The 20,251-nt window shown below is 38.4% G+C and carries 20 protein-coding genes; 11 read left to right on the top strand and 9 right to left on the bottom strand.

The genetic code is table 11. The annotated features are described in order from the left end of the window. Positions 1-4 precede the first annotated feature (4 nt). Positions 5-1,921: a threonine--tRNA ligase gene (thrS, locus tag VUI23_RS09080; protein WP_216047301.1), complete on the bottom strand. Its 1,917-nt coding sequence runs from the start codon at positions 1,919-1,921 to the stop codon at positions 5-7. A gap of 183 nt (positions 1,922-2,104) precedes the next feature. Here thrS and VUI23_RS09075 point away from each other — a divergent pair, with 183 nt between their 5' ends. The 6 genes from VUI23_RS09075 to VUI23_RS09050 all read left to right on the top strand — a co-directional run bounded on the left by VUI23_RS09075 (position 2,105) and on the right by VUI23_RS09050 (position 6,576). Beyond that, positions 2,105-2,776, top strand: a complete 672-nt coding sequence (locus VUI23_RS09075) for an START domain-containing protein (protein ID WP_216047302.1) — start codon at positions 2,105-2,107, stop codon at positions 2,774-2,776. Positions 2,777-2,879: 103 nt separating this feature from the next. After that, positions 2,880-3,740 (top strand): fructosamine kinase family protein, encoded by an 861-nt coding sequence (locus VUI23_RS09070; RefSeq protein ID WP_216047303.1) that lies wholly within the window; start codon positions 2,880-2,882, stop codon positions 3,738-3,740. 95 nt (positions 3,741-3,835) lie between these two features. Continuing rightward, complete coding sequence (locus tag VUI23_RS09065) at positions 3,836-4,579, top strand: pteridine reductase (RefSeq protein WP_342807946.1); 744 nt, start codon at positions 3,836-3,838, stop codon at positions 4,577-4,579. A gap of 8 nt (positions 4,580-4,587) precedes the next feature. Then, positions 4,588-4,800 (top strand): CPXCG motif-containing cysteine-rich protein, encoded by a 213-nt coding sequence (locus tag VUI23_RS09060; RefSeq protein ID WP_216047305.1) that lies wholly within the window; start codon positions 4,588-4,590, stop codon positions 4,798-4,800. A gap of 96 nt (positions 4,801-4,896) precedes the next feature. Beyond that, complete coding sequence (locus VUI23_RS09055) at positions 4,897-5,901, top strand: DUF3080 family protein (RefSeq protein WP_342807944.1); 1,005 nt, start codon at positions 4,897-4,899, stop codon at positions 5,899-5,901. A gap of 537 nt (positions 5,902-6,438) precedes the next feature. Beyond that, positions 6,439-6,576: an entericidin A/B family lipoprotein gene (locus tag VUI23_RS09050; protein ID WP_216047307.1), complete on the top strand. Its 138-nt coding sequence runs from the start codon at positions 6,439-6,441 to the stop codon at positions 6,574-6,576. Positions 6,577-6,675: 99 nt separating this feature from the next. On the opposite strand, the gene VUI23_RS09045 is transcribed toward VUI23_RS09050, so the two are convergent. Both VUI23_RS09045 and VUI23_RS09040 read right to left on the bottom strand, forming a co-directional pair. Continuing rightward, positions 6,676-7,596: an alpha-E domain-containing protein gene (locus VUI23_RS09045; protein ID WP_342807942.1), complete on the bottom strand. Its 921-nt coding sequence runs from the start codon at positions 7,594-7,596 to the stop codon at positions 6,676-6,678. Between the two features lies 1 nt (position 7,597). Further along, positions 7,598-9,052, bottom strand: a complete 1,455-nt coding sequence (locus tag VUI23_RS09040) for a circularly permuted type 2 ATP-grasp protein (RefSeq protein WP_216047309.1) — start codon at positions 9,050-9,052, stop codon at positions 7,598-7,600. 194 nt (positions 9,053-9,246) lie between these two features. Here VUI23_RS09040 and VUI23_RS09035 point away from each other — a divergent pair, with 194 nt between their 5' ends. Then, positions 9,247-9,981: a peptidase gene (locus VUI23_RS09035; RefSeq protein WP_216047310.1), complete on the top strand. Its 735-nt coding sequence runs from the start codon at positions 9,247-9,249 to the stop codon at positions 9,979-9,981. 87 nt (positions 9,982-10,068) lie between these two features. Here VUI23_RS09035 and VUI23_RS09030 read toward each other — a convergent pair whose 3' ends face one another. The 3 genes from VUI23_RS09030 to VUI23_RS09020 all read right to left on the bottom strand — a co-directional run bounded on the left by VUI23_RS09030 (position 10,069) and on the right by VUI23_RS09020 (position 12,358). Then, positions 10,069-11,178 carry a putative zinc-binding metallopeptidase gene (locus tag VUI23_RS09030; protein ID WP_216047311.1) on the bottom strand — a complete coding sequence of 370 codons (1,110 nt, stop codon included), beginning with the start codon at positions 11,176-11,178 and terminating at the stop codon, positions 10,069-10,071. A gap of 296 nt (positions 11,179-11,474) precedes the next feature. Beyond that, a complete protein-coding gene (locus VUI23_RS09025; RefSeq protein ID WP_216047312.1) occupies positions 11,475-11,930 on the bottom strand; it encodes a hypothetical protein in 456 nt (151 codons plus the stop codon). A 23-nt stretch (positions 11,931-11,953) separates the two neighbouring features. Then, complete coding sequence (locus VUI23_RS09020) at positions 11,954-12,358, bottom strand: hypothetical protein (protein WP_342807940.1); 405 nt, start codon at positions 12,356-12,358, stop codon at positions 11,954-11,956. A gap of 964 nt (positions 12,359-13,322) precedes the next feature. On the opposite strand from VUI23_RS09020, the gene VUI23_RS09015 reads away from it, so the two are divergent. The 3 genes from VUI23_RS09015 to kduD all read left to right on the top strand — a co-directional run bounded on the left by VUI23_RS09015 (position 13,323) and on the right by kduD (position 16,041). Continuing rightward, positions 13,323-14,120 (top strand): DeoR/GlpR family DNA-binding transcription regulator, encoded by a 798-nt coding sequence (locus VUI23_RS09015; protein WP_342807938.1) that lies wholly within the window; start codon positions 13,323-13,325, stop codon positions 14,118-14,120. A 311-nt stretch (positions 14,121-14,431) separates the two neighbouring features. Continuing rightward, positions 14,432-15,262 carry a 5-dehydro-4-deoxy-D-glucuronate isomerase gene (kduI, locus tag VUI23_RS09010; RefSeq protein ID WP_342807936.1) on the top strand — a complete coding sequence of 277 codons (831 nt, stop codon included), beginning with the start codon at positions 14,432-14,434 and terminating at the stop codon, positions 15,260-15,262. A gap of 14 nt (positions 15,263-15,276) precedes the next feature. Beyond that, positions 15,277-16,041 carry a 2-dehydro-3-deoxy-D-gluconate 5-dehydrogenase KduD gene (gene kduD, locus VUI23_RS09005; protein WP_342807934.1) on the top strand — a complete coding sequence of 255 codons (765 nt, stop codon included), beginning with the start codon at positions 15,277-15,279 and terminating at the stop codon, positions 16,039-16,041. A 234-nt stretch (positions 16,042-16,275) separates the two neighbouring features. On the opposite strand, the gene VUI23_RS09000 is transcribed toward kduD, so the two are convergent. The 3 genes from VUI23_RS09000 to VUI23_RS08990 are packed head-to-tail and all read right to left on the bottom strand — an operon-like array spanning position 16,276 to position 19,096. Continuing rightward, positions 16,276-17,568, bottom strand: coding sequence for a TRAP transporter large permease (locus VUI23_RS09000; protein WP_342807932.1), 1,293 nt, complete (start codon positions 17,566-17,568; stop codon positions 16,276-16,278). Positions 17,569-17,597: 29 nt separating this feature from the next. Further along, positions 17,598-18,095, bottom strand: coding sequence for a TRAP transporter small permease (locus VUI23_RS08995; protein ID WP_342807930.1), 498 nt, complete (start codon positions 18,093-18,095; stop codon positions 17,598-17,600). Then, positions 18,092-19,096, bottom strand: coding sequence for a TRAP transporter substrate-binding protein (locus tag VUI23_RS08990; RefSeq protein WP_342807928.1), 1,005 nt, complete (start codon positions 19,094-19,096; stop codon positions 18,092-18,094). The genes VUI23_RS08995 and VUI23_RS08990 overlap by 4 nt, the downstream gene beginning before the upstream one ends. A gap of 309 nt (positions 19,097-19,405) precedes the next feature. On the opposite strand from VUI23_RS08990, the gene VUI23_RS08985 reads away from it, so the two are divergent. Beyond that, entirely contained in the window at positions 19,406-20,203 is a 798-nt protein-coding gene (locus VUI23_RS08985) for a DeoR/GlpR family DNA-binding transcription regulator (RefSeq protein WP_342807926.1), read from the top strand. Positions 20,204-20,251 lie beyond the last annotated feature (48 nt).

Genomic DNA, 20,251 nt, shown 5'->3' with positions numbered 1-20,251 from the left:
GAAATTAATCTAATTGCTTAGATGTGACCTGTTGATTAATCAACTCCATAAACCCTTCTATTGAGAATTTACCGAGGTCATCACCCTTGCGAGAGCGCACCGCTACTTCGTTTGCTTCCATTTCTTTGTCGCCTACGACTAATAAAAATGGAACACGTCTAAGAGTGTGCTCGCGGATTTTAAAGCCTATCTTCTCATTTCTCAAGTCCGACTTCGATCTAATTCCATTTTGTTGTAATTTTTTCGCTACATTTGCAGCATATTCACCCTGTTTATCGGTGATATTCATCACCACAACCTGAGTTGGAGCTAACCAAGTCGGATACAAGCCAGCATACTCTTCAGTCAAAATACCGATAAAACGTTCAAGTGAACCTAATGTTGCACGGTGAATCATGACAGGCACTTTACGTTCCCCATCTTCGGCAACATAAGTAGCACCTAAACGACCAGGCATTGAGAAATCAAGTTGCACGGTACCACATTGCCAAGCACGGTCTAAGCAATCATGTAAGGTAAATTCAATTTTGGGGCCGTAAAAAGCACCTTCACCTGGTAAATACTGAAAATCGATATTCTTTGAGGTCAATGCATCGGCAAGCTTTTGTTCGGCTTTATCCCAAACTTCGTCTGAGCCCACGCGTTTTTCAGGACGTGTGGATAATTTCACTACAATTTTATCAAAGCCAAAGACTTTGTAAACTTCGTAAATCATATCAATACAACTTGCCACTTCGGCCTGTATCTGATCTTCGGTGCAGAAAATATGTGCGTCATCTTGGGTGAATCCACGTACGCGCATCAGGCCGTGTAAAGCACCAGATGGTTCGTTACGGTGACAACAACCAAATTCAGCCATACGCAAAGGTAGGTCACGGTATGATTTCAAACCTTGATTAAATATTTGTACGTGTCCCGGGCAGTTCATCGGCTTGATAGCATATTCACGCTTCTCAGACTCTGTGGTAAACATATGCTCAGAGTATTTTTCCCAATGACCAGATTTTTCCCACAAAACGCGGTCCATCATCAGTGGGCCTTTTACTTCACCAAAACCATATTCACGTTGTTTTATGCGAATATATTTTTCTAGCTCAGTGTAAATACTCCAACCATCGTTGTGCCAGAACACCATTCCAGGCGCTTCTTCTTGCCAATGGAACAAATCTAATGCTTTACCAATTTTACGGTGATCACGCTTTTCAGCTTCTTCTAAACGATTGAGGTAAGCTTTCAGTTGTTTTTTATCAGCCCAAGCTGTGCCATAAATGCGCTGCAACATTTTATTGTCACTATTACCACGCCAATAAGCTCCAGCCACTTTCATTAACTTGAAATGTTGACAAAAACGCATGTTAGGTACATGAGGACCGCGACACATATCGACATATTCTTCGTGATGGTATAGTCCTGGACTGTCATCTTTGCTGATGTTTTCATCCAAGATTTCTATTTTATAAGTCTCACCACGAGCTTCAAAGGTATCTCTTGCTTGCTGCCAACTTACTTTCTTCTTAACCACGTCATAACTGGTTTTCGCCAGCTCTAACATACGCTTTTCCAGCTTGACTAGATCGTCATCATTTAATGAATGTTCCATGTCGATATCGTAATAAAAACCGTTATCGATTGTTGGACCTATGGCCATTTTGACGTCAGGATAGAGCTGTTTGATGGCGTGACCAATCAAATGTGCACAAGAGTGACGGATGATTTCTAATCCCTCTTCGTCTCTGGCAGTAATAATCTGTAGACTGGCATCTTCAGTGATCATGTCGACGGCGTCCACCAGCTCGCCATTTATTTTTCCAGCAATAGTAGCTTTCGCTAGCCCTGGTCCAATATCATTGGCTACATCTAATACAGAAACGGAATTTTCGAACTGGCGTTGACTGCCATCAGGAAGAGTAATTGTTAGCATTGAATAATCCTTTACACAGTGGTGACACCTACCAAGCGCCACGTGTGAATTATAAAGTTATTTTTCGGTTCTAAGTGTATAAACAATAAAAAACACCCAGCGGAGGGTGTTTAAACAACTTAAACCGAAAAATGAATAAGTTAATAAAAAATCAACCCTGCTACGATCAGGGAGAAGGAACACATGATACCTAAAATGTTACTGCCGATGCAATCAGTACGGACATATAATGCATGTATAAAATACGCATTACTGTGTTTATCATTGTTGCTGCATGTTCAAACCTTTGCCAAGCCATCAAGGGAAAATTGGTTGTTAGCAAAACAAACAGAGCATATCAAGATTCACACTGTTGAAGATGTCAGCGGTTACGTTTGGCTCAAAGCAACGATTACAGTCAAGGGCGTGCCCGAAGATTTTTTAACACTTCTGGATAATACCGCAATCGCCGCTAGCTGGATTGATAATTGCGAAAAAGTCGAACTTCTTGCCTCCCCCTCGCCTGTAGAGAAAATCGTCAAAACGACTTTCAACGCACCTTGGCCAGCCAAAGACCGTGAAATGATAACCAAGTCATTTACCGAAATTGATTCAGCAACTCACACAATAAGGATTCAAGTACAAGACTACTCTGAATATTATCCGCCCAACAACACACTTGTTCGGATACAAAATGTGCGCGGTAATTGGCGAATAACCGCAACATCAAAAAATACTATGCAAATTGAATACATCGGATATGGTGAACCCTCTGGAAATCTCCCTATCTGGCTAGCAAATAAGTTAGTTGTATCTTCGATGTTTAAAACTTTTCATAATCTGGGGGAAATATTCGGTGCGCCTACAAGGTTTTAACATTACAAAAAGTTATAACGTGTACTTTTTAATAATGAAAAATACCTTCAATTATTTGCAAGTGATCCATACTCAGGTTTTATAGCTAAATTAAGTCAAACTTATGTGGCATTTTGTTAGCGATCAAATTAGTCAAATATTAAATCAAGAATTTATTTGTGACGATATCCGAGAGATCACTGAAGGAGACTCTCATAGCGCTTACCGCATTACAGATGGACACAAACGTTTTTTTGTTAAGCTCAATGATGAGGACAAAATATCGAATTTCAGTGCCGAAGCTGAAGGGCTAGAGCACCTTGCACAAGCCAATATTATTAAGGTGCCGAAAGTCATCTGTTTTGGTGTTTGTGAAAATAAAAGTTATCTGGTTTTAGAGTATCTTCGGTTAGTCGCAGGCAATGAAAAAAACTGGTTCGATTTAGGTTCAAAATTAGCCACCATGCATCAAACTCAAACACAAAAAATGTATGGTTGGCAGGAAGATAACTTTATAGGTTTAACTCCTCAACCGAATCGTTGGTCGAAAAAGTGGGCGCAATTTTTTGCCGAACAACGTATCGGTTATATGCTTCAACTTTTAGCAGAAAACGGTCATCACATTGCAGCCATCGATGATGTGGTTGAATCTGTCGAAAAATTGTTACACGGGCATAATCCTCCAGCCTCTATGCTACACGGCGACCTGTGGATTGGTAACACAGGCTTCCAGCATGATTCACCGGTGGTATTTGACCCAGCGTTCTATTTTGGCGATAGGGAGACAGATATTGCGATGACAGAATTATTTAATAAATTTCCAGTTACCTTTTATCAAGGCTATAACTCGATTTGGCCGCTTACGGAGCATTATGCTTACAGAAAGCAGGTTTACCAGTTGTATCATATTCTCAACCATGCATTGTTGTTTGGGGGAAATTATTTGCAAACCGCAAAATCACTGCTTAGGAATATGCAAGGATGAAGGACTTGCTTAAACTCAGAACTAAAACCGGACTTGTGTCAAAAATCTATCCCAGCTAGTCTTTGTTATCTTCATAAACGATTAAACTAGGTATCATGGAAAACAAAGTAGTATTTATCACTGGCAGTGCCAAACGTCTTGGGGCTTACACGGCTAAATTTCTGCATAATTTAGGCTATCGAATTGTGCTGCATTGCCATCATTCTGTGGAACAAGTTGAAGCATTGTCCAAGCAATTGAATAGCAAACGAGCAGATTCAGTAAAATGGGTACAAGGTAATTTGTGTGAACTGGAAGCGTTAAACAAAATTGCCCAGTCAGCTGTCGACGCTTTTGGTCGCATTGATGTGTTGATTAACAACGCATCCGCCTTCTACCCTACTCCCCTAGGAGACTTTGTAGCACAAGATTGGCAAGCTCTAATGGGCAGTAACGCTCAAGCCCCGCTATTCCTAATTCAAAAATTACAAAAACAACTTGCACAAAATCAAGGTGTTGTGATCAATATGGTGGATATTCATGCACAACGTCCATTGTCAGGCCATACTATATACTGCATGGCGAAAGCGGCTTTGGTGACGCTAACCCAATCACTTGCACAAGAATTAGCACCTGATGTTCGTATTAACGGTGTAGCCCCTGGGGCAATTTTGTGGCCGGACACGGCCCTCCCAGAAAACGAAAAAAATGCGATACTGTCTCAGATCCCATTAGGCCGTTTAGGTTGTGAAAAAGACATTTCTGAAGCAATCGCATTTCTAATTTCGGCTCCTTATATTACAGGCCAGATATTGGCAGTTGACGGAGGTCGAAGTATCGCGAACCCTAGTGTCGCATAGGAGAATGAATGACTACTGAAGTGTTTGAAACTGAACAAACTATTGCTTGTCCAGAGTGCGGTCATCACTTGCATATAAGTGTAGATTACAGCAATGGTGATCAGGACTTCTTTGAAGAGTGCCCCAACTGCTGTCACGAGTTTCACGTTAAGCTCCATATTGATGAGCTTAATCGCAAACTTCAAATCAATATCAATTCAGATGATGAGCAGTTGTATTGACCTCAATTATTAAATTAGGTTGAGGTTTTAATTTTTTAGAGGCCCATCAAATTTGCTGGGCTTAAATATACAAACAAACAGCAAAAGGTGGTTTATTTGTCATCAATACCCTTGCTGCCGCTATTTTGTAGCCTCATTTTGGTAAATGCATGCGGCCAGTCATCGATTCAATCGAGTTTTACTGAATATCAAAACCAAGTTGGCGAAGAGCTCAACATTTCAATTCTATTAAACACTGAAAACCCTAGTCTTCATTATCCATCATCGCAACAGATGAAATTAGATATTCCTGAGACGACAATGAATTTACGAGACTTTTATGCTTTGAAGCATTGTCCTGTATTCACCTTAATTGCACAACGAAACACAGCACTAGGTAAGGTTCAATTGCCATCCCAACGCTTCGCTTACGAAGTTAAATTAATTCAAGGGCTTAATGAATGTCTTCAGCAAACTGATGACGAACAACAACAGCAGCAGTTAACCCAGTGGCTTGAGGACAAATATCAAACACTACCAAAAGTGTGGGCGCAAATGGTCCTTAGCAGTGCTGAAATCAGACGCTCGTTGAGTACCAATTCAACGCTATTTACACAAATAAGTAACGAGCAACTGCGATCATATCAAGCTTCGCTAAGTTTAATAGTTAACTTATACTCCCCTACGATGACAGACATTGATGGATTAGAAGCAGCATTAAATACGCTACGACAACAACCACTGCCTGCACAAATTTGGTATACACAAAATCAACTGAGCTTTTGGCTTAACAATCTGGCTGATAGATTACAAAGTGAGTTTGCTAAGATATCTTGTCAATCCGCTTCCTCTGCTGAACAGATAGCAAATCTGAAGCTAATCTACGAGCAAAACTTCATCGCAGATATCCTCCCCGTTATAGGTCGTTTAGCGGAGGTTCACCACATGTTAGAACCTAACTTCAAGACTTTACGTAATAACCCAGTATTATTGGAGCCTTTCAAAAAATTTTTAATACAAAGAAAATTAGAATCAGAAAATTATCTCAATGCACGGCATAAACACGAGAAAGTCTGGCAAAATTTATTTATCAAATGCAATAGTACCAATCAAAAAGTCTAGCCCAACACAAACAACTGTATATAATCACAGTTATGATGACTCATAATATTCGATACTCAAAACGCACTTGCTTTATTTATAAACAGAATCAGTTGCTTGGTAAAATTCAATTTCAGCGAGATGCAAAAATCGGGATTTGGAGAGTGACTTATTTATCGGCAGATTTACCAGTGAATAGTGATGATCGACCATCTGATATTCATGCCAAACTGTGTAGCTTAGAACTGTCTTGGCGGTGGGGTAAAATTTATCACTGCTACAACCAATTACGATTTTAAGAATTTACCCCAATCAACTACTGGCAGATCATCGTTTTAGACTGAATTTCGATCTCATTTTTCATAATAAGCCTGTGTAAATTATTCCATAGAATAAGAATATTTGGCTAAAAGCAACTCTCCCAACCTAAATAAAATTGAGTAAATGACATTAAATTCAAATACTTACAAATTGGCATTAAACTCGCTTAGTTCAGTATAACGTAGTGCTTTAAATCCCATTTATAGACTTGTTATCAAAACACAGTGAGGCAACATTATGACTTTACAATCAAAAATTAAAATTATTCTTACCTTGACGTTAATGCTAGTGATGCTAACAGGTTGTGCAACTGTTGAAGGTGCAGGCAAAGATATAGAAAGTGCGGGTGATGCCATACAAGAGGCCGCCAATTAAAATTACCGAGACAAACGGCTCAACATTTTATCAATGTTGAGCCGTTTTTAAATCTAACCTTGCAACATCACTAATGCAGTAGTGCTTTAACTTCAATGCTTAAAAATAAGTTTCATCAATTTTGTTATACACATTAATCAAGCCTAATTGCATTTCATCAATAAATTCATGTAATTTATCCTGAATTAACAATTGCGGATTAGCTTCCAATAATTGCTTTTCAACCTTGGATATCATCTCCACACATTGCTCGTAATTAGGTAATTCTCGCAAACAATATTCGACTTGATTTAAGGTATGAATCAAGGCTCTGGGGAAACGATTTTCCAACATCAGGAATTTCAGCACATCAGGTCGTCGAATTTTGAGTCGAACCTCTCGACGATACATTTGATAAGCAGTAAGCGACTTTAATACACTCATCCACTGTAAATTCTCCAGTGCTGATTGCTCAGTTTCCATATCCTGAACTAAAGACGCAGAACGAACATCAATAATTCGAGTGGTCATATCAGCTCGCTCCAAATTACGTCCAATACGTAAAAATTGATATGCCTCATCTCGTGTCATCGTACTAACAAGAATCCCCGTGATCTTTTGATTGGATTCAATTATTTCCGTTAAATACTCATATCGAGAGCGTCGAGCTATGGCTTTTTGACGATTAGCATAGGCGAACAAGTAAAGTTCGTTAATCTGCTCCCAAGCCTCTCTAGGAATAATTTCACGAATCGTTCTTGCATTCTCTCTGGCGGCACTTAACGAGTTTACAATTGAGCCCAAATTTTTGCTATCACCTACCATAAAGTTCAAAACGTTTCGTTCGTTCGCTTCTTGGTACTTTGCGTAAAACTCTTCTCGGTTCGAGACAATATCAACAAGCGGTTCCCAGCCTAAAACAATGCTTTTGGGAAGATCTAAAAGTAGGTTAAAATTAACATTAATTAATCGTGCGGTGTTTTCTGCTCGCTCCAGATAACGCCCCATCCAGCATAAATTACTCGCGACACGTGACAACATATTAATTGCCCTCCATATCAACAATCCATGTATCTTTACTACCACCACCTTGTGATGAGTTCACCACAGTAGAGCCTTTAATCATGGCGACTCTGGTCAAGCCCCCCATGGTTACTTTGATATCTTGCCCACTTAATATAAAGGGTCTTAAATCTAAATGACGTCCTTCAGCTTTGTTATCTATCAAAGTAGGCGCAGTGGATAACAACAGCATTGGCTGAGCTACATAATTACGCGGATCTTTTTTGATTAATTGTCGGAATTTTTGATGCTCTCGTTTAGATGCATGTGGACCAATCAACATACCATATCCACCAGATTCATTGGCCGGTTTTACAACCATTTTTTCAATATTTTCTAACACATATTCACGTTCTTCTGGATTAACGCAACGATAGGTTGGCACATTCGGTAGCAGAGCGTCTTCATTAAGATAATATTTAATAATTTCAGGTACATAACTGTAGACAACTTTATCATCAGCGACCCCTGAACCCGGTGCGTTGGCCAAACCAACATTGCCTTTTTTCCAAGCTCGCATAATCCCAGGAATACCTAACGTTGAGTCAGGATGGAATACTTCTGGGTCAATATACCAGTCGTCAATTCGGCGATATATTACGTCCACACGATTTAATCCATTGATGGTTCGCATGTAGACGCAATCATCTTCTTTCACAACTAAATCATCACCCGTTACCAATTCAGCACCCATTTGTTGCGCCAAATAAGCATGTTCAAAATAGGCTGAATTATATATACCGGGAGTTAACACCACTATTTCCGGCTCTTTCACATCTCGTGGTGACAGACTGGCCAACATGTCATATAAATCTGAAGGGTAATTATCAATGGGAAGAATATTGTATTTTTCGAACATTTCTGGAAAAACGCGCTTCATAACTTGTCGATTTTCCAACATATAGGAAACACCAGAGGGAACACGAAGGTTGTCTTCTAACACATATACGGTTCCGTTGTGATCTCGCACCAGGTCTGAGCCACAAATATGCGCCCAAATGCCCTGCGGTGGCTTCACACCAATACAATCTTTCAAAAAGTTTTTAGATTTTTTTAATAAGTTCGCCGGAAAAACACCGTCTTTGATAATGTTTTGATCATTGTATAAGTCATCAATAAACATATTCAGTGCTTTTACACGTTGTTTAAGGCCTAGTTCAATTTGCTGCCATTCTTTGAGTTCAATTAGGCGAGGTATAATGTCGAAAGGCCATGCGCGGTCTATGGAACCCTCTTCATCGTTATAGATTCTAAACGTTATGCCCATAACCTGAATGGCAGAATCGGATGCGGCTTTATATTCTTTTAGTTCGTTATCAGACAACCCCTTGAGGTAGTCACACAAATCTTTCGCATACTCTCTCGGTTTAGATCGCCCCTGAATCAGCTCGTCATAAAATTGACCTATTGCATAGTTTCCCCATCTAATCGCCATAGATCCTCCAGACTTACTTATTATTGTTGTTTAATCTTAGTTTACTCACATAGTTAAGCTTTTGTCAGGTGTAAATTTAAAATTTTATTGTTTTTAAATTCGCCACAGTTCAAAATAACTGCGCTGCATTATATGAGCAAGTTTTTTCTCAATAACAAGATGTTTTAACGTTAAATAAATCAAAGAGAAGCCAATTGACTTACTGTTTAGCTATTGCCCTGAATAAAGGTTTAGTATTCGCCTCGGACTCCCGTACCAATGCTGGCGTCGATTATGTTGCCACTTACAGTAAGATGTCCAGCTTCGTATTTCCTGACAATCGAACAATCGTACTATTAACTTCAGGTAGCTTAGCCACATCTCAAGCGGTAATAAATGCCATAAAACGTGACTTATCAGATCCCAACGCTGATTTTGATATCAGTCAAGGGAACTACCTCCATGAAGTAGCTCAGTACATTGGAGATTTAAGTCAACAAGAACAAAAACGACATGCTGATGCCATGGAAAAGTCAAAAACCAGTAATGAATCAAGCTTTTTACTCGGTGGTCAAATCAAAGGTAAAAAGAGTGAAATATTTTTGATATATCCCCAAGGCAATTATATTTCGGCATCTGACGAAACCCCCTTTTTACAAATTGGCGAGAATAAATATGGGAAGCCAATATTAGATCGTATTATTACGCCCTCAACATCATTAGAAGATGCCGCTAGATGCGCTATCGTTTCACTAGATTCAACGATTCGCAGTAACATATCCGTTGGACCACCAATTGAATTAGCGATTCATCGAACAGACCAGATAGAAGAGCCTTATCACAACGTATTGACGACAAATAGTAACATGTACAGATCAGTACAAAAGCAGTGGAATGAAGGTTTAAAAAGAGCGTTCGAAAATCTTCCTCGCTTCGACTGGGAAAAATAACCATCAAAAGGCTCAATTAATCTTTCAAGCGAAGGTTAACTGCGTTTAACTAGGCTTTTAACCAACTAAGAGACAGACCACGATTGATTACGCAGCACCCTTGCTCAAACTGGTCATCTCAGAATCTAATACGACTTCATGGATGAAGCGTAATTTATCCAATGCCGAAATGGAAATCACAAAAGGATAAGCATCATCAAGACCCATGCTTCTATTCAAGGCGTTTAATACCTTGGTCAATTGACACCAATCGTTGAAAAGATGGGTGAATGAGGTAGAAGTATAAATTTGATCAATCACGCTATCCATGTTTGGAATTGGACTGGCAATTTTATTGCCAGAAATTGAGAAGTCATAATCGTTAGCGGTTTCTAACGTATCTAGCATATGTAAATAGTGCGCCCATGTTTCAGCCCAATCTTCCCAAGGGTGCATACTTGCATAAGCACTTATCCAAACATTTTGCCAGTTTTCGTTAGGCCCCTTTGCATAATAGGTTTCCATCGACTTCACGTAATCTAGACGTTCATCACCAAATAATCTTCGAAATTCATCTATTTTATCGCTGTCAGATATTAACCTATCCCAATAATAATGGCCTGATTCATGTCGGAAGTGACCAAGCAAAGTGCGATAGCGTTCATTCATTTTTTCACGCATATCAACGCGCGCACTATCATCGGCTTCATTAAGATTAATCGTAATCAAACCATTGGCATGACCTGTAGTAACAAAACTCTTTACGGTTAGTTCATTGCCAAATGAATCTTGAGTTTTATCACGCAAAAACGCAAACCCCAATCCATTTATTGGGTCTTTTGTACGATCAACGAGGGGTAAATTAAGTTTCAGCAAGGTATATAACAAACGCCTTTTTGCGAGCTCCATTTTTGCCCATAGCACTCTATTTTCTACATCATCCAGATCTGGAATCACTTCATTAAGTCGGCATGAAACACAATAATCATGCGAATCTTCAAGGGGAACCATCCAGTTGCAAACATTGTGCTCTGAATAATTTTTACACTTTTTAAATAACAAACCATTACTGGAAGCCTGCAAATTACCATACTGGTTAGTTGTAAAAGCGCTAAGTCTGTTGTCTTGTGGAATAAAACCTAGCATTAACCCGCACGATACGCACTGAACGTTCGCGAAATGCAAAGTATTACCACATTGGCATGTAAATGTTTTCAAAAAAGTGTCCTAGATATAACTTCAACCTAAACTGAATATTCAATTTTAGTACAATATCGATAGCCGAGTATTAGAACCCGCATGAGTCAGAATAGCAATCCCACAGAGCATAATGCAGCAGTCACTATCAATGACAAAAGGATATCCTTTAGAGTTGAAAATCTAGATAAAATTTAAACAAAGCAAAGTGTTATGTAGAATAGAAGAATTGCGTTTTAGTGAATAAAAGTGCCTGCAAAATTCATTGAAAGCACATTATTTATCTTCAACACGTTGAAACCTAAAAGGTTATTAAATTAATGTAATTGAGAAGCTGACATACTTGAAAAATAACTATGATTCTCGACTAAGTTCGAGTTGGCCTCTAATAATGCCGTTTCACAATGTTTGAAAAAGGCCACTTTTGCCCCGTAACCTTCTGCACAAGCAATTGCTCGATTGAGCTTTTGTCGAATTTTACGTAAAAATACACAAGCCTTATCGGTTTCCCCTAAAGCGGAATATGAAGAAGCTAACATAATGGCAATAGCGGTCATTTTTGTAGTCAATTGTGGAGACTCTAATCGGCTATCAAAAATAATTTCCGTTGTTTCTAGGGCTGTGCCTAAAAATGGAATCACGTTCTGATATTGTCCTCGGTGAAATAGACTCTCCGCGTAATCGGTTAATTCATTCACCTTTTGAAACGCTTCTTTAGGATGATCTTCCACCCATATTTGGTGACTCGGACAAACAAATTGGAAATTTGACATACTAAAACCCCTCTGGATTTTGCTTATTTTCGTGATGGATTAAAAGAAAAGATTTGAGAACCACTGGCTTTCGAAATGCTTGGGTCAGTGTTGTGCGTATACTCAATAAAATAATGATAAAGCGTAGAAATATCCGCCATTTTTCGCTGATATTGCTGCTTTTCTAATAATTCGAATAACAAAGGTTTGAGACGTTGGATCATACGAAAACAATATTTACGCCATGCTATGCTTAGCAAAGTATCACAAACCACATTTAATAAAGTATCAACAATGCGTAAATGCGCAGCTTTAGTCTCCTTGCTATCAGACATTGCTTTCGCCCTTTCCAATCCTGCATGAACATATCGATTTATAATTTCAAACTCAGCATCTTCAGAAGGTTTTGTCACTGCCATTTCTAAACACGAAAAAGTAAAACAATACATACCCACAAACCTTATTGATAATCATTATCATTTAGGTTAAGGTATTTATAGGAAGCAGTCAACGTCAATCAGCAAAAAACCAACTTTTCAGTAAGTAAACTCACTTAACAAATTGATTTTTTTTGAGAATAATAATTTTAAAAAATTAAAGGCATAATAAATACATTAGATTTAAAAGTAGTTTCGACTTGTATTTTGAGCCCCTCACTTAGCATCAACAAAGCTCAAAGCTCAGCTAAACAACTCGTTAGTACATGTCATCAGTCAATCATAATTTCTAACCTTTCCGATAACATCAGAAGTAAGTATCGGAATTGCTCACTACCCATCACATCCAGATGTTATAGAAAACTAATTATTAAAGCGGTTTATGCTATGTAAAGCTAAATATCATTTGGGGTGGCAGTAATTAACCAAAATTAATACCGAAGCTTTATATTTGATATTCTAACTAATCCAAAACAGCAGGCCATTGTATGCGCAATTTTGACCTTATCTAAATTGTAAATTTGTAGCTGAAGGAAGTGAAAAAAAACAGGCTAACAGCGTAATCCCGCGCAGATCTAGAAAACGACTAATCGATAAACAACCTCAATTACAAAGGTGCGCCCGCATAGACTCAAACTCCCCCAGCCATATCAAAGGATAATATATTGGGCTCATTGTCTTTGCTAGTCACTGTGAATGGTTAAAATGTAACTAAAAAAAAGAGGAGGATAAGTAAAGGCAAAGCAAATACAAAAGAATTTGAACAGAGCTTGTTTAAATTCTCTCAAAAATTTGAATACGGATGATGGTTATTTGTTTAAATCGTACTTATATCAAAAGTAACAAATAGCAACCAAACAAATAATTATCATAATTTTAGAAAGTTTGTTCGCATATATAAAAAATATTTTCACTTTATGTCATTAACTGTCAAACTAGGTTAACATATGGATATTTAGATACAAAGGTTAACAAAATGCTTGAAAAACAAAGACATCATTTGCTCATTGAATTGCTAGCTGAAATGGGCTACGCATCTGTTCCTGTTCTATCTAGTAAATTAAAAGCCTCTGAAGCAACTATCCGTCGCGATATAACCAAACTTTCAAAAAGAAAAGCATTAACTAAAATCAGAGGTGGTGCTCAGTCGAATAATGTTTCGTCACATTCCCATGAGCGTAGGCACCTTAAGGGCTCTGTATTTCTCGCAGACACTGAGCAAAACAAAGAAATTAAAGCGCTTATTGCTGATAAGGCAGTATCATTGTGTGAAGAAGGTGAATCGATCATAATTAATGGTGGAAGTAGCACCTTCATGATGAAAAATGCGCTTGCTACGCGCCATTTAAATATTCTGACGAACTCTTTTGCTTTAGCTCATGAGTTAGCCGAAAATTCTGACAACCAAGTAACCCTGCCTGGTGGTGAGTTATATAGAAAACAAAGTATCATTTTAAGTTCGTTTGAGAACGATGGAATTTCTAATTATCACGGTAGTAAAATGTTCATGGGTACGCCTGCTATAGGTGAGTTTGGCTTGATGGAAACAGACCCCATGCTAGTGCTTTCAGAACAGAAGCTATTAAAGCAAGCCGATCAACTGATTGTTTTAGCGGATAGTTCTAAGATTGGTAAACGAAGTTCTTTGATTTTATGTTCTCTTGATAAAGTTGATGTTCTTATTACGGATAGCAACGTTGAACCTCGATTCTTAGAGTTATTTGAAAAGCATGAAATTCAAGTAATTACAGTTTCTGTGCCAAAGAACAAATAGTAGCATTTGACTGTTCAAACCAATCCTCTACACGTTGTTTTGATGATTACAGTTTTGATCATCCAAAAGCTTAGTTAACAGCTCTCACCAATAGTGCTTTAAGTAGCACTTTCAAGGATTTAATATCCTCACCACCTCAAATGACACACTTTGCTTTAAATTAATCACATATGACTGTATATTAACAGTATTGACCTAGGTGCAACCGTGTTACTTTGAGATTGAATATTGACTAGCCAATATTAGCTAATTGTAAAAGAGCAACACGAATTTCCACTATTTTAAATGCTTTAAATATACGAGGAGTTGATATGGACTTAAGAGTTTCAGCAGACAATATCAGATATAAACGGATGACTAGTAGTGAACTAAGAAGTAGTTTTTTAGTCGACAACTTATTTAAAATTGATGAAGTCCCAATGACTTACTCAGACATTGACAGAGGTGTTGTGGCATCAGCCGTGCCAGTTAACAAGAAGCTAGAGCTCCCTGTGCATAAAGAGCTGGCGTGCAGCTACTTCACACAAAGAAGAGAGATTGGCGTTTTAAATATTGGTGGTGCAGGAAAAATAATCATCAATGAAAAAGAATATAAACTAGCATTTGAGGATAGTTTATATATTGGTCGAGGGAATGAGAACATCACGTTTGAAAGTGAAGATAGTAGTCAACCTGCAAAATTCTATATTGTCAGTTACCCAGCACACAAGGCTTATCCGACTAAACTTATTACCAAGTCCATGGCAAAAAAAATCGATATGGGATCTCTCGAAGAATCAAATAAACGCACAATTTATCAGGCGATTAGCCCTGACAACGTTGACACTTGCCAAATTGTGATGGGCTTTACGAGTCTGGATCCCGGTAGTGTATGGAATACTATGGCTCCGCACACACACAGAAGAAGAAGCGAATATTACATGTACTATACACTGAGCCCAGAAAGTATCGTTTTCCACTTTATGGGCGAGGCTGATAATGTGCGTCCTTTGGTCATGCGAAACGAGCAAGTAGCTTTATCTCCGAGCTGGTCAATTCATAGTGGTTGTGGAACAAATGCATATACATTTTGTTGGTCGATGGGAGGAGAGAACCAAGAGTTTACCGACATGGATCACCTCACTGTGAATGAAATTTTTTAATTGGAGTTAGTTTGATGAGTAATATGTTTGATTTAAGCGGCAAGGTTGCATTGGTTACTGGAGCTAGTAGAGGTTTAGGACAGGCTATTGCACTTGGCTTAGCAAAAGCCGGTGCTGATATTATTGCGGTAGCCTCAAAAAAAGAAAATGTAGCAGACACATTAGCTGAAATCGAAAAGCTAGGTACCTGCAAAGTCGTTGCATTGGGATGTGAACAAGATAAACCAGAGCAAGTTAAAAAACTTGTAGATGATGCTATCGCTGCTTTTGGTAAAGTTGACATTTTAGTCAATAATGCTGGCACGATAAGACGAGCACCAGCAGAAGATTTTTCAGATGAGGATTGGGATTTGGTAATGGAAGCAAACATTAACGGTGTGTTTAGACTTTCTAGAGGCATAGGCAAACATATGTTGGCAAATGGTAGTGGAAAAATCATCAATATTGCATCTTTACTCAGTTTTTCTGGCGGCATTACGGTCCCGGCATATAGCGCCTCTAAAGGAGCGGTAATGCAACTGACTAAAGCGCTGGCAAATGAATGGGCCGCAAAAGGACTTAACGTGAATGCTATAGCCCCTGGGTATTTTGCAACAGACAATACCTCCGCTTTAAGAGCTGACAAAGAGCGTAATGAAGCAATATCAGCTAGGATCCCTGCAGGACGATGGGGAGAGCCTGAAGATTTAGCAGGTGCAGCAATATTTTTAGCCTCGTCTGCATCGGATTACGTAAATGGTCATACACTGTTAGTCGATGGCGGTTGGATGGCTCGGTAAAAGATCATCTGCTAATGTTTAGCTTTGTATGTTTGTTACCAAAACAAACATACAAAGCGCTATGACCTTCCCTATGTGTTTAAACTTCCCAACCCGTAAACTTAGTTACCTAACCTTAAGTCATTGCGAAATAACCCCTTATGAAGCGGATTGAAAAACTGAACTAATGCACTTTCATATGTAATTAATTCAGTGTCTGTTACCCATCAATGATTAAATAATCAGTTGATTGTTCTAAATTAGGCCAAGAAGTTTAGGTAAGAATTCACTAATGGATGGGAAGATAGTCACAAGCACAAGTGCTGCAATCATAGCCAAATAAAGAGGAATAATAGGCCGTATTATTTCGGTGATGTTCACTTTGGCAATACTACAACCGATAAATAAAACACTACCCACCGGCGGAGAGCATAATCCAATTGATAAGTTTAATATCATCATAATGCCAAAATGCAATGGTGATATCCCGAGGTTTTCAACAACGGGCAGTAAAATAGGTGTGAATATTAGTACCGCAGGAGTCATGTCCATAAAAGTACCAATAACGAGAAGAATTAAGTTAATGATCAACAAAACGATTAAAGGATTATCTGACAAAGTTAACAATAATTGGCTTATATTTTGGGGAATGGATTCATAGGTCATTAACCAAGACATTGCCGACGATGAGCCAATTAGTAGCATGACAATTGAAGTGGTAATTACCGACTTAATCAAAATAGGATATAAATCACTTATCTTTAGTTCCCGATAAATAACCACAGACAAAATCAACGAATATAGAACTGCGACGACACCTGCTTCGGTTGGCGTAAATACCCCTCCAATAATTCCACCAATAATCACAAAAACAAGCAACAAACTGGGCAATGCCCCCATAAAAGATGGCCAAAAAGGATCAATTGCTTCTTTTTCTAATGGCTTAATTTTGTTACGTTTAACATAGAGTGCACACGCCAGCATTAGCAATAAGGCGACAAGTATTCCGGGTAAATATCCGGCGATGAACAAAGCAGCAATTGAAACTCCACCACTGGCTAATGAGTATATAATCAATATATTACTTGGCGGGATTAACATACCCGTGGTGGCCGCAGTAACAGTGACGGCAGCACTAAATGGGCGGTTATAGCCCTCCTTTTCCATTGCCGGGATCATAAAACCTCCTACGGCTGAAGTCGCAGCAACAGAAGATCCCGAAATAGAACCAAATAAGGCACAAGAAATAACGTTTACATAGGCAAGTCCACCAGGCAATCTACCTACTAAGGTTTTGGCAAAGTTAACTAACCTAGCTGCAATCCCCCCCTGCCCCATCAAATATCCGGATAAGATAAAATATGGAATTGCAAGCAATGCAAAACTGTCAATGCCCACAGCCAAACGCTGAGCTATTGTAGTAATGGCGGGTAATGTATCGATTGTAAACAGCATAGTGACGAGCGTCGCAAAAATAATCGCCAGAGCAATCGGTAGATTGATAATAAGTAGAATCGTAAATACTAAGAATAAAATTAAGCTAATCACTTTGGTTTTCCCTAAAAACGATCAAATTATTATTGCGCATCATCAACTTTGGTATCAGTTGGTGCAAAAATAAAAGAGATACTGTAAATAAAAAATATCAGCCCACTGAGAGGGATTGCGACGTAGACATAGGCCATTGGCATGTTCAACACTGGCGATTGCTGACCTAACACCCAAGTCAGCCAAACCAAGTGACTTCCACCACAAATTAAGATCACAACGGAGAATATAGCCACCAAAAAACAGTTAAAGCGAAAAACTCTTAACGCGTTCTTTGCAGATAACTTGCGAACCAGAATATCGAGCCCTAAATGCGCGTGCAGTTTATAGGCATAGGCCGCCCCCAATAAACTGAGCCAAATAAGTAAAAACCTTGCAACCTCTTCGGTAAAAGAACTCGGTTTTGGCAATATAAAACGAGTAATTACCTGCCATGCGACATCGACAACCAATATCACCATAATAAAAGCCAATAACCTGCTTAGTAAATAATCAAGCTTTTCAAGCACAAAATTTACTTGCATCATGGCAGTTCCCCTATCAACTTGATTTCATCTACTAATTTAATTATTTCTACATCTTTTAAGTTATCGTAGATGGGTTTAACACTCTCTTGAAAAGGCTTCTTATCAGCGACAATAATTTCTACCCCAGCATCTTTTACCGCTTTCAACGATTGTTCCGTAGATTCCTTCCATAAAACCCGTTGATAATCCGTTGCTTCACTCATTGCTTGGGACAACCATCCCTGTTGTTGGCTATTTAAGTTATTCCAAATGTGAGTACCAATAATAATTACATCCGGTATGGAGGTATGTTCGTCCAATAAATAGTATTTACTGACTTCGAAATGTTTTGAAAAGTAAAAGCTAGGCGGATTATTTTCTGCACCATCCACAACCCCTTGTTGAAGCGCGGTGTATAATTCACCGAAACTGACCGGAGTTGCCGAACCACCAATCGTATTCACCATATCTACTGCAGATTGACTGTTCATTACTCTAATTTTCATACCATTCAGGTCAGTTGGCGTTTTTATTAATTTATCAGAAGAATAGAAACTCCTGCTTCCAGCATCAAAATATCCCAGGCCTTTAATGCGGAACGCTGTACCTTCATTTAATAAACGTTTGCCTACTTCACTATTTAAAGTATCCCAATAATGTTTATTATCATTAAACAGATACGGTAAGCTAAAAACCTTCATTTTAGGTACAAATGCTTCGAGAGGACTGGCCGATACTTTTGTCATGCCCAAACTTCCAATTTGAACCAACTCAAGTATTTCTCTCTCTGTACCTAATTGGCCGGAAGGAAAAATTTTGAGTTTCATTTCACCTGAAGATAACTCCTGCAACCTTTCATCCATATGGATAAGCGCAAGATGAACTGGATGATTAACATCTAATGTATGAGCAAGAGGAATGACTGTTGTGGAATCGTATAGTTTTGAACACGACGAAATCATCAGCAACACAGGCACCAACAAACTAAAACATTTGTAATTAATTGCCCTTTTTCTAGGCATGTAATACCCCTTCATACAGATAACTCAAATGGTATTGTCTGCAACTTCATATTGATTAGGTTGCAAATCAATCAACTAATTTCATTAAAATCATTGGTCAAAATGATGGTTAATATTAGTTTAATGACAAAATACACGATTGTAAATGACTTGTTACTTCCATATTTGAATTAGTTTGACTATATTTGATTTTAATAGGTGAGATTTTCCTTAACGTTACTGACGGATTACACGTTGTAATTAGACGTTAAGCGCTATTTTTAAACTTAATAATTAACCGATGTTGGGACACAGTGGGATATTAGACGAATGTTAGAAAAACACAGGCAGCAACTCATAAAAGAGGTTTTAGCAAAACAACAATTTGTGAGTGTAAAAAACCTAACGCAACAATTACAGGTTTCAGAGGCAACTATCAGGAGAGATATAAATAAGCTATCTAAAACCGGAGTAGTAAAAAAGATTCAGGGAGGTGTGGAATCCATAGAGCACTTATATGACAAACAAGTATTAGGACCGTCCAGCTTTTCAGCCGCTAAAGAGAAAAGAACCTTAGCAAAAAAACAGATAGCAAAAAAAGCAGCGCAACTGTGTAAAAATGGCGACTCATTAATAATTAGTGGCGGTCTCTCAACACACATGATGGCTGAGTTTCTTATTGATTTGAGACTCAACATATTAACGAATTCATTAGAATTGGCTAATTACCTGACTACAAATAGTGAAAGCCGAATTTCCCTACCAAGTGGGGAAATATATAGAGAGCAAGGAATTTTATTAAGCTCGTACGAGAATGATGGGTCTGAATATTATCACGGCAGTATGATGTTTATGGGTACATCGGGCATAGGAAAATACGGCGTGATGGAATCTGATCCCTTATTAATCAGGTCTGAGCAAAAATTAAAAAAGCGTACTGAAAAGCTCATTGTGCTTGCCGACAGTGATAAAATAGGTAAAAGATCAAAATATATTTTATGCCCATTAACAGAAGTAGATATTTTGATAACAGATTCTGGTATCGATAAAGAACTAATTTCCTTTTTTGAATCCTTTGGAATTGAAGTACTCATTGCTGAAAGCACTAATAAGAACGTAAAAGGTTAGTAACTTCAAATAACCGTAAGCAACAAATGACGACCTAATATGATCTAA

Source organism: Alteromonas sp. M12 (assembly GCF_037478005.1).
Lineage (GTDB): Bacteria > Pseudomonadota > Gammaproteobacteria > Enterobacterales > Alteromonadaceae > Aliiglaciecola > Aliiglaciecola lipolytica_A.
The sequence above is the reverse complement of the archived record's forward strand: the minus strand, read 5'-3'. Positions and strand labels throughout refer to the sequence as shown.